At 70.1% G+C, this 14,273-nt stretch carries 14 protein-coding genes; 8 read left to right on the forward strand and 6 right to left on the reverse strand.

Translation table 11 applies throughout. The features are described from left to right. On the forward strand, positions 1-1,020 hold a 1,020-nt coding region (locus RJ03_RS22600; RefSeq protein WP_036505601.1), incomplete at its 5' end, for an MMPL family transporter. A 119-nt stretch (positions 1,021-1,139) separates the two neighbouring features. Here the strand turns inward: RJ03_RS22600 and RJ03_RS22605 are convergent. Then, a complete protein-coding gene (locus tag RJ03_RS22605) occupies positions 1,140-1,568 on the reverse strand; it encodes a MarR family winged helix-turn-helix transcriptional regulator (protein WP_218000993.1) in 429 nt (142 codons plus the stop codon). A gap of 85 nt (positions 1,569-1,653) precedes the next feature. Here RJ03_RS22605 and RJ03_RS22610 point away from each other — a divergent pair, with 85 nt between their 5' ends. Continuing rightward, positions 1,654-2,895, forward strand: coding sequence for an epoxide hydrolase family protein (locus RJ03_RS22610; protein ID WP_036505603.1), 1,242 nt, complete (start codon positions 1,654-1,656; stop codon positions 2,893-2,895). Positions 2,896-2,922: 27 nt separating this feature from the next. Here RJ03_RS22610 and RJ03_RS35170 read toward each other — a convergent pair whose 3' ends face one another. Beyond that, complete coding sequence (locus RJ03_RS35170; RefSeq protein WP_157163480.1) at positions 2,923-3,723, reverse strand: pentapeptide repeat-containing protein; 801 nt, start codon at positions 3,721-3,723, stop codon at positions 2,923-2,925. A gap of 362 nt (positions 3,724-4,085) precedes the next feature. On the opposite strand from RJ03_RS35170, the gene RJ03_RS22620 reads away from it, so the two are divergent. Together RJ03_RS22620 and RJ03_RS22625 are read left to right on the forward strand one after the other, a co-directional pair. Next, positions 4,086-5,078 (forward strand): zinc-binding dehydrogenase, encoded by a 993-nt coding sequence (locus RJ03_RS22620; RefSeq protein WP_036505604.1) that lies wholly within the window; start codon positions 4,086-4,088, stop codon positions 5,076-5,078. Between the two features lie 23 nt (positions 5,079-5,101). Next, positions 5,102-6,094: an RNA polymerase subunit sigma-70 gene (locus RJ03_RS22625; protein WP_036505605.1), complete on the forward strand. Its 993-nt coding sequence runs from the start codon at positions 5,102-5,104 to the stop codon at positions 6,092-6,094. A gap of 7 nt (positions 6,095-6,101) precedes the next feature. Here the strand turns inward: RJ03_RS22625 and RJ03_RS22630 are convergent, their stop codons facing one another. From RJ03_RS22630 to RJ03_RS22645, 4 genes are all read right to left on the reverse strand, one after another. Further along, complete coding sequence (locus RJ03_RS22630; RefSeq protein ID WP_051025108.1) at positions 6,102-6,935, reverse strand: heme ABC transporter ATP-binding protein; 834 nt, start codon at positions 6,933-6,935, stop codon at positions 6,102-6,104. Positions 6,936-6,955: 20 nt separating this feature from the next. Continuing rightward, positions 6,956-8,128 (reverse strand): FecCD family ABC transporter permease, encoded by a 1,173-nt coding sequence (locus tag RJ03_RS22635; RefSeq protein ID WP_083871272.1) that lies wholly within the window; start codon positions 8,126-8,128, stop codon positions 6,956-6,958. Continuing rightward, positions 8,125-9,135, reverse strand: a complete 1,011-nt coding sequence (locus tag RJ03_RS22640; protein ID WP_036505607.1) for a heme/hemin ABC transporter substrate-binding protein — start codon at positions 9,133-9,135, stop codon at positions 8,125-8,127. The genes RJ03_RS22635 and RJ03_RS22640 overlap by 4 nt, the downstream gene beginning before the upstream one ends. A 187-nt stretch (positions 9,136-9,322) precedes the next feature. Continuing rightward, on the reverse strand, positions 9,323-10,285 hold the full coding sequence (locus RJ03_RS22645) for an aldo/keto reductase (RefSeq protein ID WP_036505608.1): 963 nt from the start codon (positions 10,283-10,285) through the stop codon (positions 9,323-9,325). A gap of 269 nt (positions 10,286-10,554) precedes the next feature. On the opposite strand from RJ03_RS22645, the gene RJ03_RS22650 reads away from it, so the two are divergent. From RJ03_RS22650 to mshC, 4 genes are all read left to right on the forward strand, one after another. Further along, entirely contained in the window at positions 10,555-11,304 is a 750-nt protein-coding gene (locus RJ03_RS22650; protein WP_036505609.1) for a histidine phosphatase family protein, read from the forward strand. Positions 11,305-11,328: 24 nt separating this feature from the next. After that, positions 11,329-11,913, forward strand: coding sequence for a DUF3090 domain-containing protein (locus tag RJ03_RS22655; protein ID WP_036505610.1), 585 nt, complete (start codon positions 11,329-11,331; stop codon positions 11,911-11,913). Positions 11,914-11,919: 6 nt separating this feature from the next. Continuing rightward, positions 11,920-12,762 carry an SCO1664 family protein gene (locus tag RJ03_RS22660; RefSeq protein ID WP_036505611.1) on the forward strand — a complete coding sequence of 281 codons (843 nt, stop codon included), beginning with the start codon at positions 11,920-11,922 and terminating at the stop codon, positions 12,760-12,762. 189 nt (positions 12,763-12,951) lie between these two features. Next, entirely contained in the window at positions 12,952-14,190 is a 1,239-nt protein-coding gene (gene mshC, locus RJ03_RS22665; RefSeq protein ID WP_036505612.1) for a cysteine--1-D-myo-inosityl 2-amino-2-deoxy-alpha-D-glucopyranoside ligase, read from the forward strand. Positions 14,191-14,273 lie beyond the last annotated feature (83 nt).

Here is a 14,273-nt window from a genome sequence, read left to right on the forward strand (position 1 = left end):
GGGATCCGCAGCGCCCAGGAGATCGACAACGGATTCTTCTCCAAGCTGGCCCTTTTCGCGATGCGCCACCCCGCGCGGGTGATCGTGCCGGTGGTGGCCGGGCTGCTGTTCCTGCTGATCCCGTTCCGCAATATCGAATTCGGCGGCCTGTCGGAGCGGTATCTGGCGGCCGACAACCCGGCCCGCGTGGCGCAGGAGAAGTTCGACACGCTGTTTCCCGAATTCCGCACCGAGCCGGTGAAATTGGTGGTGGTCGGGGCCGATCCGCAGCAGCTGTCCGATATCCGGTTCCAGGCCAATTTCGCGCCCGGTCTGACGGGCCCGTTCGAGGCGGCGGCGCCGACGACCAACGGCATCAATGTGCTGTCCACCGGTCTGGTGCACAAATCAGATGCCGACGCCGCCATCGCCGCGCTGCGTGCGATTCCGCATCCGCCCGGTGTGCAGGTGATGGTGGCCGGGGTGCCGGCCCTGGAACGCGACGCCATCCACGGCCTCATCGACGGATTACCGTTGCTGGCAACGATTCTGGCGACCGCGGCGCTGGTGCTGATGTACATCGCCTTCCGCTCGATCGTGCTGGCGTTGAAGGCCGTGATCATGAGCGCGCTGAGTCTCGGTGCGGCACTGGGCATTCTGACGTGGATTTTCGTCGAGGGCCACGGCGCGGGCCTGCTCGGCTTCACGCCCGGGCCGCTGATGTTCGCGGTGCTGGTGCTGATCGTGACGGTGCTGTTCGGATTGTCCACCGATTACGAGGTGTTCCTGCAGTCGCGCATGGCCGAGGCCCGCGCCGACGGGGCGCCACCGGCGGAGGCGATCCGCTACGGCATCGCCCACACCGGCGGGGTGATCACCTCGGCGGCGGCGATTCTCATCGTGGTCACCGGCGCGTTCGGATTCTCGGATCTGGTGCTGATGAAGTACATCGCCTACGGTATGATCGCGGCGCTGATCCTCGATGCCACGGTGATCCGCATGCTGCTGACCCCCGCGGTACTGAAACTGGTGTGGCGGTGAGCATGCTCGCCGCCCTGCTGCACAAAACTCCTGCCGCGCAGCGTCGTGAGATCGCCGCGAAGAGTTGAGCACTGTTGCTGCGAGCCCTGCGCAACCCGAGGTGAGAGGGATGCGATGTGTCAACGCTCCCGCTGCAGCCGCGCCAGCCGGGTGAGGGCGGGCAGCGCGGCCGCCAGCGCCCGGCGCTGGGCCGGGCTCAGGTTGCCGATCAGCGGTACCAGGTAGCGGACTCGGTCGTCGTGGCGGCTCTGTCGGATCTGCCGGCCTGCCTCGGTGAGGTGGACGAGTACGGCTCGCCCGTCGCCGGGGTCGCGGCGGCGCAGCACCAGACCGTCACGTTCCAGGCGCGCGACGAGTTGCGTGATGCCCGGCTGGGTCATCTGCTCGGTCTCGGTCAGTTCCGTCAGCCGCATCGGGCCGCGCTGGGCCAGGGTGTCGAGCACCGACAGCGTGGTGAACGACAGTTTCTCCCGGACCGGGATGCGGATGTAGACGCGGTTGAAGTCCTCGATCACCGCGGCGAATCCGTCCACGTCGATGTCGTCCACACGGTCAACTATATCCGGAACTTATACAAGTTGCTTAAATAAGCTGCTTATGCAATTGTGGCGACCACACGGCGCAGGAGGTCACATGAGCGATACCACCCACGATGCCCGACCGTTCCCCTTGACTCCCACGACGATTCACGTCCCCGACAGTGCGCTCGCCGACCTGCGGCAGCGCCTGGAACTGACCCGTCTGCCCGACGACACCGGCAACGAGGACGGGTACTACGGCGTGCCCGGCAGTTATCTGCGGGAGCTCGTCGACTATTGGCGCAGCGGATACGACTGGCGCGCAGCCGAAGCCGAGATCAACACCTTCCAGCACTACCGGGTCGACATCGACGGGGTGCCGATTCACTTCATGCGCAAGCCCGGCATCGGACCGAATCCGACGCCGCTGATCCTGACGCACGGCTGGCCCTGGACGTTCTGGCACTGGTCCAAGGTCGCCGGCCCGCTGGCCGATCCGGGTGCGCACGGCGGCGACCCGGGCGAGGCGTTCGACGTGATCGTGCCGTCGTTTCCCGGCTTCGGATTCTCCAGTCCGCTGGCCGACCGCCCGGATCTGAACTTCTGGAAGGTCGCCGACCTCTGGCACACGCTGATGACCGAGGTGCTGGGCCATGAGAAATACGCCGCCGCGGGCTGCGACGTGGGCGCGCTGGTCACCGCGCAGCTCGGTCACAAATACGCCGACGAGTTGTATGCCATCCACATCGGGTCCGGGCTGAAACTGACCCTGTTCAACGGCGATCGCGCCTGGGACTTCAGTGGCGGACGGCCGATTCCCGACGACCTGCCCGCCGAGGTGCACGCGCGTTTCGTGGAGCTGGACAGGCGTTTCGCTGTCCACCTGGCCGCACACCTGCTCGCCCCCAGCACCCTCGCTCACGCTCTGTCGGATTCCCCGGCGGGCATGCTGGCCTGGATCCTCGAACGCTGGAGCAAGTGGAGCGACAGCGGCGGTGATGTCGAAACCGTGTTCAGCAGAGACGATCTGCTCACCCACGCGACGATCTACTGGGTCACCAACACCATCGGTACGTCGATCCGCCTCTACGCCAACAACAATCGCTACCCCTGGACGCCGTCGCACGACCGCCTTCCGGTCGTCGAGGCACCCACCGGCATCACCTTCGTCGGCTACGAGAACCCACCCGGCGTCGACACCGAGAGCCGCGTGGAGAACTTCCGCACCGGCGACCGCGCCCGGTGGTACAACCACGTCAACCTCACCGTCCACGACCGCGGCGGCCACTTCATCCCGTGGGAGATCCCGGATCTGTGGATCGACGATCTGCGCCGCACGTTCCGCGGGCGGCGCTGACCGGCATCGGGCGGTCGGGCCGGCCGGTCACCGCGGCGGGGGAGCGAACCCGGCAGGCCATGCGGTGCCGTCGTCGTATGTCACGCCCGTCAGGTCGGCGCCGGTGAGCAGTGCGCCGGTCAGTTTCGCGCCGGCGAGGTTCGCATCGTTGAGCTTGGTGCCGGTCAGGTGCACGCCGGTCAGATTCGCGCCCGTGAGGTGCGCGCCGGTGAGATCCGCCCGGTGCAAATCGGTGCCGGTGAGGTCGTCGTTGCCGAGATTCGCGGCGGTGAGGTCGGCGAAGGCCAGGCGTGTACCGCTGAGCTTCGCGCCGGTGAGGTCCACCTTGCCGAGCTTCGCGCCGATCAGGCGCACGCCGGTGAGATCGGCACCCGCGAGCCGGGCGCTGTCCAGAGTCGCGCCGTTCAGACACGTGCGGCTCAGATCGACCCGGTGGTCACCGTCCCGAGCCGCGTCCCGGCGGCCGATGACGGTGAGCGCGGTCTGGATGTCGGCGGGCGGCTCGACCGCAGAATCCGGCCGCGCTTCGGAGTCGTCGCATGCCGCTGCGCCCATCTGGGTGCGCACGAACGCCTCGAGCACGGAGAACACCGTCGGATGGTCTGCTGTCGAATCCTTCGCGAGCCGCTCCAGCAGATAGATGCCCGAGATCCGGACGTTGATCTTGTCGGAAGCCAATTGCTCCGCGGCCAGCCGGAAACGGTCGGTCACCGCGACCTGCTCGGACAGTGCGTACTGATTGTTCGTCGCGCGCAGCGATTGAGCGGTGAACCACAAGGCGACGGCGGCGGTGAGTGTGGCGCCGAGCGTACCGACGGCGGTCGCCATCGCCGCCACCTTCGGCCAGCCGGACCAATGCAGCATCCGCCGCGGCCATGACCGCGATCCGGAGGGCTTCCCAGGCGACTTCGGCGCCGTCATCGCACATCTCCCCTCTCGGAGGCGGCGTGGAAAGTCGGCCTGCGAACCCCGCCTCCATCAGCCACTGTAAGCCGAAACTGCTCGGCACCAACCGATTTCAGGCGAACGGTCAGACCGGTACGGTCATTCGCTCGACCGGGGTCGTCACGACCGTTCGCTCCGCGCTCTCGCGCCGGCGCACCGATTCCTTTTCACAGCGCCCGAGGTCTACATGGTCGGCGGCACCGAACCGGTGGGCCGCAACGAGCCGAGGAAGAGAGTTGAGTGCCGTGACCGTTCCCGCGACCATGCGGGCCCTGCAGCAGACATCGCTGCTGGGGCCGCAGGACATTCGTTTGATCACCGACGCGCCGGTGCCCCACCCCGGCCCGGGCGAGATCCTGATCCGCGTGACCGCGGCCGGGGTCAACTTCGCCGACATCTCGCGCAGTCACGGCACGTTCGGCGGCGGCCCGCGGCCGCCGTACCTGGCGGGGTTCGAAGCCGCCGGCGAGGTCGTGGCGGTGGGCGAGGGTGTGACCGAACCCCGGCCGGGAGCGCACGTGGCGGGGGTGGGAGACGGAGCCTTCGCCGAATACCTGGTCCTGCCGGCGGTCGCGGCCGTCCCGGTGCCGGAGGGCTGGACACCCGAACAAACCCTGGGCCTGACCGTCAACCACCCGACCGCGCTCGCCGCGCTGAAACCGCTGGGTCGCCTTGTAGCCGGTGAAACCGTGCTGATCCAGGCCGCGGCGGGGGCGACCGGACAGGCCGCGGTGACCCTGGCCAAGCACTACGGGGCGACGGTCATCGCCGCCGCCGCACCGGGCAAACATGACATCGTGCGCGGGCTCGGCGCCGACCATGTCGTGGACTCGCGCGGTGCGAGCCCGGCCGCCGAGGTGCGGGAGCTGACCGGCGGCACCGGCGTCGATCTGGTGCTCGAATCCGCAGGCGGCCCCGGCTTCACGGACAGCCTGGCCGCGGCCCAACGGGTCACCGGCCGGGTGGTCGAATTCGGCGCGGCCGGAGGCGATGCCGCGATCAGCAACTGGCAGCTGATCTACGAACACCAGATCCAGCTCATCGGCCTCAATATCGGCGTGCTGATCCAGGCGGCGCCGGAAATCTTCGGCTCCGTCATGGCGGAGTTGTCCGACCTCGTCGCCGCCGGTGTGATCGCACCCGCCCAGCCCACGGTCTACGACTTGACCGACGGCCCGAAGGTGCTGGCCGAACTGGAGAACCGCACGACCATCGGCAAACTGGCACTGCGGCCGTGACCACGACTCCTACACTCGGCGATATGACGGCGCAGCCACGGGCGGCGGACCGGGACCGATTCGCCGCCGACACCGAGCGCTACCGCCGGGAGTTGCTGGCGCACTGCTACCGCACGGCCGGTTCGGCACAGGATGCCGAGGATCTGGTGCAGGAAACGTACCTTCGGGCCTGGCGTTCCTACGCCGGATTCGAGGGCCGGGCGTCGATGCGGTCGTGGCTGTACACGATCGCCACCAACGTCTGCCTCACCGCGCGCACATCGCGCCGCACGCGGGTCCTGCCCTCGGGTCTCAACGGCCCGGACGGTGATATCGGTCGGCCACCGAGAGACATTGCGGCAGGGGAGTTTTCGTGGCTGGAACCGTTGCCGGACGGCTGGGTCGCGGCGGACACCGGCGATCCGGCGGCGGTTGTGGTCGCGCGCGAATCGCTGCGCCTGGCGCTGGTCGCGAGCCTGCAGCACCTGCCCGCCCGCCAGCGCGCCATCCTCCTGCTGCGCGAGGTGCTGGCCTTCTCCGCGGCCGAGACCGCGGAGATTCTCGGCACCACCACCGCGGCGGTGAAGAGCGGCCTGCAGCGCGCCCGCGCCCGCCTCGACGAACTGGAACCCGCCCCCGAGGCACTCCTGGAACCGACCGACCGGCGCGCGCGAGCGCTGCTCGACGGCTACATCGCGGCCTTCGAGCGATCCGATGCCGCCCTGCTGGAACAGGTGCTGCGCACCGACGCCACCCTGGAGGCGACCCCGTTCCGCGACTGGCAGGCCGGACGTGAACACTGCATCCGCGTGCTCGACACCTACGTGCTGGGTGTGCCCGGCGAGTGGCGGATGGCCGCCACCACCGCCAACGGCCAGCCCGCCGCCGTCGTCTACCACCGCTGCGCGGACGGAGTGCTGCGCGCGGACGGGATCGTGGTGCTGGCGGCGACCGCCGCCGGGGTGTCGCGCGTGGTGAAGTTCCACGATCCGGCCTTGGTCGCACTGTTCGGCCACCCGGATTCGATCGCGGGCTGAGCCGAGGTCAGCGGCGCACGGGCAGGATCAGCTGGGCGCCGGTGACGGGGTGGTCGATGACCTCGACGGGATGGCGGTAGACGGTGGTCAGCAGGTCGGTGGTGAGAATGTCGCGAGGGTGGCCGACCGCGGCCAGGCGGCCGCCGTCGAGCACGGCGACGCGGTCGGCGTAGGCGGCGGCCAGACCGAGATCGTGCAGCACGACCACCACGGCCGCCCCCTCGGCGGCACGAGCCGCGGCCAGGCGCAGCACCTGTTCCTGATGGCCGAGATCCAATGCGGCCGTGGGCTCGTCGAGCAGCAACGTCTCGGTGTCCTGCGCCAGCACCCGGGCCAGCGCCGCGCGGGCGCGCTCGCCGCCGGAGAGCGCGGGGAAGGGCCGCGCGGCGAGATGTTCGATATCGGTGGCGGCCAGCGCGGCTGCGATCGCCTGATCGTCGACGTCCTGGCGCGGGGTGCGAGCCCAGGGGGAGCGGCCCATGGCGACGACCTCGCGGACCGTGAACGGGAAGCCGACGGTGTGGTTCTGCGGCAGCACCGCGCGTCGGCGCGCCATGTCGGTGGGTGTCCAGTCGGCGACCGGCCGGCCGTCGAGTTCGACTGTGCCGCTTGCCGGTTCGAGTTCGCCCGACAGCGCGCCCAGCAGCGTCGACTTGCCCGCCCCGTTGGGACCCACCAGGGCCAGGATCTGTCCGGCGACGACGTCGATGTCGACCGATTCGAGCACCGGTCGCCCGCCGCGTGCGATATCGATACCGCGTGCCCGCAGGGTGACCGCGCCGCGGGGCGTCGGCTGCGGGATGCCGTGTGCGGGACGAAGTGTGCGGATCAGCGCGCGCATCCGTGCGGTGCCCGTGCCGCTCATGCCCAGCCTCCCGATCGGGCGCGGGTGCGCCGCAACAGCCAGAAGAAGAACGGCCCGCCGACCAGCGAGGTCAGCATGCCCAGCGGGAGATCGGCGTTGTGGACCAGGGTCCGGGCGCCGATGTCGGCGGCCAGCAGCACCACCGCACCGAGAATCGCCGACAGCGGGATCAGCACCCGGTGCGCGGGACCGACGAGCATGCGCACCACGTGCGGAACGATCAATCCGACGAACAGGATGATGCCGGTGAAGGCCACCCCGGCGGTGGCCAGGATCGCGACGACGACGATCACGTTGCGCCGCAAGCGTTCCACGTCGACACCGAGGTGGCGCGCCGCCGATTCCCCGAGGGCGAGCAGATCCAGGCGCGGAGCCATCACGACCGCCGCCGCCACGCCCACCGCCGCCAGCGGCGCCACCACGGCCACCGCCTGCCAGGTGGCGCCGTTCAGGCTGCCCATCTGCCAGAACACGATCTGATCGCGGGCGGCGGGGGAGGCGGTGAACAGCAGAAACGACATCAGACCGCCGGCGAAGGCGTTGACCGCGACACCGGTCAGCACCAGCGTCACCGTTTCGGTGCGCCCGCCCGAGCGCGACAGCAGATATACGGCGAGGGTGGTCCCGAGGCCGGCGACGAAGGCGCCACCGGCGACCGACCAGGCCGCCGCGAACGCGCCGCCGACCACGATCACCACGCCCGCGCCGACGGCCGCGCCCGCGGACACACCGATCACGCCGGGTTCGGCGAGGGGATTGGCGAACACACCCTGCAGCAGCGCACCGGCGGTCGCCAACGCCGCACCGACCAGCATCGCCAGCACCACGCGCGGGAACCGCACCTGCCACAGCGTGACCTCACCGGCGGGGTGGTGCGGCATCGGCCCCCAGTCCAGCCCGATCCGGTGCAGCACGCTACCGGCCACCTCCAGCGGGGTCGTGGGAACCTGTCCGACAGCGGCCGAGATCAGCGCCAGGATCACCAGTAAGGCGATCGATACCGCGAAGACGACGGTGATGCGGGACCAGCGACGCGGTGTGCGCGGGCCGACGACGGCTTCCCCGGCCGCGCGGGCGTCGGGGACCGGGTCCGGAGGCGCCGGAATCAGCGCCGCAGGACGAAGATCGGAATCGGCGGACTCCTCGCCGGGTGAATCGCCGGGGGTCATGCGGGCTGGGCGCCGTAGACGGCCTTGGACAGCGCTTCGAGCACATGCCCGGTTTCGGGTCCGAAGCTGAGCAGTACCGCATCGGACATGTCGACGATGCGATGGTTGCGTCCGGCCGGCGTCTGCGCGACACCGGGCACCTTCTCCAGGCCGTCGACGCCGCCGACCGATTTCAGCCCGTCCGACATCACCAGCAGCACGTCCGGTGCGGCGCTGATCATCGCCTCACTGGTGATGGTGGTGAACGGTTCGGTGAGTCCCGCCGCGGTTCCGGCGTCGACGCCGCCCAGCGCGGTCACCAGCGAATCGGCGCCCGAGCCGGGCCCGGCGAGCATGGTGATCGCGGTGCTGCGCAGATACACGAATCCGATCTTCAACGGCGGCTGGTGTTTCGGCACCGCGGCCGTGGCGGCGGTGATTTCGGCGTGGGTGCGGTCGGCCAGTTTCACCCCTTGGTCGTGGACGCCCAGCGCGTCGGCGACCGACCGGATCTGCGGGCCGACGCCGTCGATGGTGCGCTGCGGATCGAAGTAGACGACCGTGATGCCCAGCGCACGCAGCTGATCACGCATGGTGGGGGTGGCGCTGGTGGTGTCGGTGAGGAAGACCGTGGGCCGTTGCGCGGCAACGGCTTCGATGTTGATGCTGCCGTTGCCGCCCGCGACGTTGGGCACATCACGCACCGCGGGAAAGGACGCCGACGTCGACCGGCCCACCAGTTTCGACCCCAGACCCAGCGCCCACACGGTCTGGGCGAGGGTGCCGTAACGGTCGACGGCCACGATCCGCTCCGCGGAGGTGACGGTGACCTCGGCGCCGTCGAACGAGTGGACCGTGACCGGTAGCGCCGGTGCCGGTGCGGGGCCGATCGGCGTCGGATCCAGATTCGCGAGGGTCGCGGTGGCCGCCCCCTGCTGCCCGCCCGAGGTGCCGCTGCCGCCGCACGCGGTGGTGACTCCGACGAGCACGACCCCGAGCAGCGTGAACAACCACCGGGTACCGGCCATCCGCCACGCCCCCGGCTCGGTCGATGCCGAACGGTTCTGTGCGGTCGTCCCAGCCTTCTGCCCCGCCGGTGCGGCGGAGGCGGCGCGGGCCGAACGGACGTCGAGACACCTCATGTAGGCAAGCCTAAGTGGTCGCGCGGACGGGTTGTCATCGCCCTGTCCCCGCACGTTCGCCCGGCTCGGCCGGTCAGATGCCGCTGACGTCGTCGAGGGCGGCCGCGATCGCGCGCGGAAGTTCCAGCGTTTCGGCGGCGAGCACGCCGGTGAGCTGGCCGATATCGCGTGCGCCCACGATCATCGACGCGACGCCGGGCCGGTCGCGCAGCCAGGCCGCCGCCACCGCGAGGGGTGAGGTGCCCAGTCCGTCGGCGGCGGTGACCACCGCGTCCACGACCCGGGTGGCGTGTTCGTCGAGACGTTCGCGGATCTCGGCGGCGGTCGCCTCGTCGGCGCCGCGCGAGTCGGCGGGCACGCCGTCGCGGTATTTGCCGGTGAGAATGCCACCGGCCAGCGGCGAGGCCGCGATCAATCCGACCCCGTGGTGTCCGGCTGCCGGCAGCAGTTCGCTTTCCGCGCCACGTGCCAGCAGCGAATAGGGCGACTGCGCGGCCACGATCGGGGCGGCCGAGGCCAGGGTGGCCAGCTGCCACGCGCTGAGGCCGCGCGCACCTGCGTAGCGCACCTTGCCCGAGCGCACGGCGTGGTCGAGGGTGGCCGCGATCTCGTCGAGCGGGGTGTGCCGATCCCAGGCCGCGACACTCCAGATGTCGAGGTAGTCGGTGCCCAGTTCGGCGAGGGTGCGGTCGAGTTGACGCATCAGGGTGCGGCGTGAGGCGTCCACACTCCAGTGGATGCCCGCCACGGGCCCGCCGTCGGGGTCGGTGACACCGGGCACCGGCACCAGGCCCGCGCATCCGCTGATTACCAGGTCGTCGCGCGGCACCAGCTCACCCACGAGCTCGCCGAGCATGCGTTGGGCGGCTCCGCCCTGATATACCGGCGAGGTGTCGACCAGCGTTCCGCCGGCCTCCACGAAGGCCACCAGCTGCGCCGCCGCGTCCTCGGCATCGGTTTCCCGGCCCCAGGTGTGGGTGGCCAGCCCCATGCGCGATACCCGCAGGCCACTACGACCCACCGCCCGCTGTTCCATCACCACACCGCCCCAGCTCTTGTCACAGTGTCCGAGCCTAGGGCCACAACCGGTCCCGGAAACGGATACCACTCCCGAACCGCCGGAAGATGCGAGGTGCACCACAGCGCCCGCCGGTGCGGGGAGCCCGGCCCGGATCCCGGACGCCGATTCCTCCGACAGCGAAACACGTTGCACACCAGCGTGTTCCGCATCGACGGGCGCTGCGTCCGAGGTCGCGGGCCGGTGACGGCGCGAGCTCGGCGGTGGTGATCGCCTAGTCTGGTCCCATGACGGTGATCCTGCTGCGGCACGGGGTGTCGACCTCCAACACCGCGCGCACGCTGGCCGGCCGCAGCCCGGGCGTCGAGCTCACCGAGCGCGGCACCGAGCAGGCACTGGCCGTGGCTGAACGCCTGGCACCGTTACCGATCGAGCACATCGCGCACTCCCCGCTGCTGCGCTGCACGCGCACGGTCTCGCCGCTGGCCGACAAACTCGGCCTCGAACCCGAACCCGACGAGCGCCTGCTCGAGGTCGATTACGGCGAGTGGACCGGCCGGCTGCTGTCGGAGCTGGTCAAGGAGCCGCTGTGGAAGGTCGTGCAGCAGCACGCCTCGGGTGCGGTGTTCCCCGGCGGTGAGGGCCTGGCCCAGGTGCAGTACCGGGCGGTGGCCGCGGTGCGCGCGATCGACGCCGAGCTGGCCGAACGCCACGGCCGCGACGTGCTGTGGGTGGCGTGCACGCACGGCGACGTGATCAAGTCGCTGCTGGCCGACGCGTTCGGTATCCATCTCGACGGTTTCCAGCGCATCGTGGTGGAACCGGCCTCGATCAGTGTCGTGCGCTACACCCCGGCCGCCCCCTACGTGTGGCGGGTCAACGACACCGGTTCGGACCTGTCGGCGCTGGCCGCGGTCGCGCAACCATCCGAGCAGCGCGCGGGGCCCGTCCCCGGCGGTGAGGTGGGCGCCGCGGCGCGGGCGGATAATGGGAATATTGCGGATCCCCCCGATTCGGGGAACGAGCGTAATCAGTGATGCAGTCGGTTTCAGGAGGTGCAGATGGCCCGAGCAATCCATGTGTTTCGCACCCCCGACCGTTTCGTCGCCGGAACCGTCGGTGAGCCAGGGGATCGCGCCTTCTACCTACAGGCCGTGCAGGAACCCCGCGTGGTGAGCGTGCTGCTGGAGAAGCAGCAGGTGAAGGTGCTCGCCGACCGGATGGGCCTGCTCCTGGACGAGGTGGCCCGCCGGTTCGGCGCGACGGTGCCGCCGCAGGCCGAGGACGTCAACGACACGGCTCCGCTCCAGATGCCCATCGACACCGAATTCCGGGTCGGGACAATGGGTTTGGGCTGGGACGCCGACGCGGGGGCGGTGGTGGTGGAACTGCTGGCGATCACCGAGACCGAGGTCGACGAATCGGTGGTGCTCGACGACACCGAGGAGGGACCCGACGCGGTGCGGGTGTTCCTGACCCCGGAGCAGGCGCGCGAGTTCGCGTTGCGGTCGGCGAAGGTGATCGCGGCCGGGCGCCCGCCGTGCCCGCTGTGCGGGGAACCGCTTTCGCCCAAGGGCCACATGTGTGTGCGCACCAACGGTTACAAGCGCGGCGACATCTTCGGCGCGACCGATCTGGAGGACTGAGGACCGGTGACCACGCGCGCGGCGGCCGCAGACGAGGGCGCGGCCCGCGACGGCCTCTACAGCGGTGAACTATCGATCATCGGGCGGGTGACCACTGCCAGCAACCTGACCCTGGTTTGCGAGATCGACGCTCCGCCGGTCGACGGAGGCGGGGAACCGCTGCGGGTGGTCTACAAGCCGGTCCGCGGTGAGCGCCCGCTGTGGGATTTTCCCGACGGCACGCTGGCCGGACGTGAGGTGGCCTCGTATCTGGTGTCGGCCGCGCTGGGCTGGTCGGTGATTCCGGAGACGATCCTGCGGGAGGGACCGCTGGGCCCCGGCATGGTGCAGCGCTGGATCGAGACAGTCGACCCGGGTGAGTCGGCGCCGCAGCGCCTGGATCTGGTGGATCTGGTGCCCGCCGGTGCGGTGCCCGCCGGATTCCGCGAGGTGCTGCGGGCGGTGGACGGCACGGGTGCGCGGGTGTCGCTGGTCCATGCCGACGATCCGCGGCTGCGCCGGATGGCGGTGCTGGACGTGTTGCTCAACAACGCCGACCGCAAGGGCGGGCATGCCCTCGAAGGCGTGGACGGCGGCGTCTACGGTGTCGACCACGGCATCTGCCTGCACAGCGAACCGAAATTGCGTACGGTGCTGTGGGGCTGGGCGGGGGAACCGGTGGGGGAGGAACTGCTCGGCGATATCGCCGAATTCGCCGACCGTCTCTCGGGTCCCATCGGCGCGGCGCTGGCCGAGCACATCACCGACGACGAGATCGAGGCCCTCGAGGCGCGGGCGCGTGAGCTGCTGAACGATCCGGTGCTGCCGCAACCGATCAGCTCTCGCCCCATTCCCTGGCCGGCGTTCTGATCCGCGGCGGCTCCGGTCGCGTCGATCCGCCGACGTGCGGGCCGCATTCGGTGCGCGCGGCGCGCAACGGTTGACTTCGCCGGATCGGCCGCCTCGGCCGAGGTCGGATGTGGTGGCGAATACCCCGCGACGGGCCCGGTAGGCGGGGTCGGCGGGCGAGGCGCCCGCGCGGACCCTTACCCTCGAATCATGCAGTCCTGGTCCGAAATCTCCGTTCCCGCCGTCCCCGGATCCGGACCGCCGTTGCGGTTGTTCGATACCGCCGACCGGCAGGTGCGCCCGGTCTCGCCCGGAGCGACCGCCACCATGTACGTCTGCGGCATCACACCCTACGACGCCACGCATCTCGGGCATGCGGCGACCTATCTGGCCTTCGATCTGGTCAACCGGATCCTGCGCGACGGTGGCCACGAGGTGCACTACGTGCAGAACATCACCGACGTCGACGATCCGCTGTTCGAGCGGGCCGAACGCGACGGGGTGGACTGGCGCGAACTCGGCACCGGCGAGATCGAGTTGTTCCGCGAGGATATGGCGCAGCTGCGGGTGCTGCCGCCGCGCGATTACATCGGCGCGATCGAATCGGTCGGCGAGGTGGTGGAGCTGGTGGACAAGCTGCTGGCCGCCGGGGCGGCGTATGTGGTCGACGACGCCGAATACCGCGACATCTACTTCCGCCACGACGCCACCGAACAGTTCGGCTACGAGTCCGGCTACGACCGGTCCACGATGGAGCGGCTGTTCGCCGAACGCGGCGGCGATCCGGAGCGCCCGGGTAAACGCGACCCGATCGACGCGCTGCTGTGGCGGGCGGCGCGGCCGGGTGAGCCGTCGTGGCCGGCACCGTTCGGCGAAGGCCGCCCGGGCTGGCACATCGAGTGTGCGGCGATCGCGTTGAACCGGCTCGGCCCCGAATTCGACATTCAGGGCGGCGGCAGCGATCTGATCTATCCGCATCACGAGTATTCGGCCGCGCACGCCGAGGCGCTGGTGTCGCATCGCCGCTTCGCCCGCCACTACGTGCATGCCGGGCTGATCGGCCTGGACGGCGAGAAGATGTCCAAGTCGCGGGGCAATCTGGTGTTCGTGTCGAAGTTGCGGCGCGCCGGCGTGGATCCGTCCGCGATCCGGCTGGGCCTGTTCGCCGACCACTACCGCACCGATCGGCAGTGGTCGGATGCCGTGCTGGAGCAGGCGCAGCAGCGGCTCGCGCGCTGGCGGCAGGCGGCGGCGCTGGAGTCGGGTCCGGCGGCCGAGGAGACGGTCGCGCGGTTGCGTCAGCATCTGGCCGACGATCTGGACACCCCGAAAGCACTTGCCGCCGTGGACAGCTGGGTGCAGCAGGCGCTGGAGTACGGCGGTCCGGACACCGCGGCGCCGGGACTGGTCAGCACGGCGGTCGACGCACTGCTGGGCATCACCCTCTGAGCATCGGGTGACCGCCTGAGCACAGAGTGCGCGGTGCACCGGCTGCATGTTCGCAGTGAATGCAGGTGCAAGCCAACGCAACT

The sequence above is a fragment of the Nocardia aobensis NBRC 100429 genome (assembly GCF_000308375.1).
Taxonomy (GTDB): Bacteria; Actinomycetota; Actinomycetes; order Mycobacteriales; family Mycobacteriaceae; genus Nocardia; species Nocardia aobensis.

Coding starts and splice junctions, on each gene's coding strand:
- RJ03_RS22630 (WP_051025108.1), bottom strand. CDS start 6,935: ATGCGCGCGCTGATCCGCACACTTCGTCCCGCACACGGCATCCCGCAG.
- RJ03_RS22655 (WP_036505610.1), top strand. CDS start 11,329: ATGGCCCGAGCAATCCATGTGTTTCGCACCCCCGACCGTTTCGTCGCC.
- RJ03_RS35170 (WP_157163480.1), bottom strand. CDS start 3,723: ATGGCGACCGCCGTCGGTACGCTCGGCGCCACACTCACCGCCGCCGTC.
- mshC (WP_036505612.1), top strand. CDS start 12,952: ATGCAGTCCTGGTCCGAAATCTCCGTTCCCGCCGTCCCCGGATCCGGA.
- RJ03_RS22625 (WP_036505605.1), top strand. CDS start 5,102: ATGACGGCGCAGCCACGGGCGGCGGACCGGGACCGATTCGCCGCCGAC.
- RJ03_RS22640 (WP_036505607.1), bottom strand. CDS start 9,135: ATGGCCGGTACCCGGTGGTTGTTCACGCTGCTCGGGGTCGTGCTCGTC.
- RJ03_RS22645 (WP_036505608.1), bottom strand. CDS start 10,285: ATGGAACAGCGGGCGGTGGGTCGTAGTGGCCTGCGGGTATCGCGCATG.
- RJ03_RS22610 (WP_036505603.1), top strand. CDS start 1,654: ATGAGCGATACCACCCACGATGCCCGACCGTTCCCCTTGACTCCCACG.
- RJ03_RS22635 (WP_083871272.1), bottom strand. CDS start 8,128: ATGACCCCCGGCGATTCACCCGGCGAGGAGTCCGCCGATTCCGATCTT.
- RJ03_RS22650 (WP_036505609.1), top strand. CDS start 10,555: ATGACGGTGATCCTGCTGCGGCACGGGGTGTCGACCTCCAACACCGCG.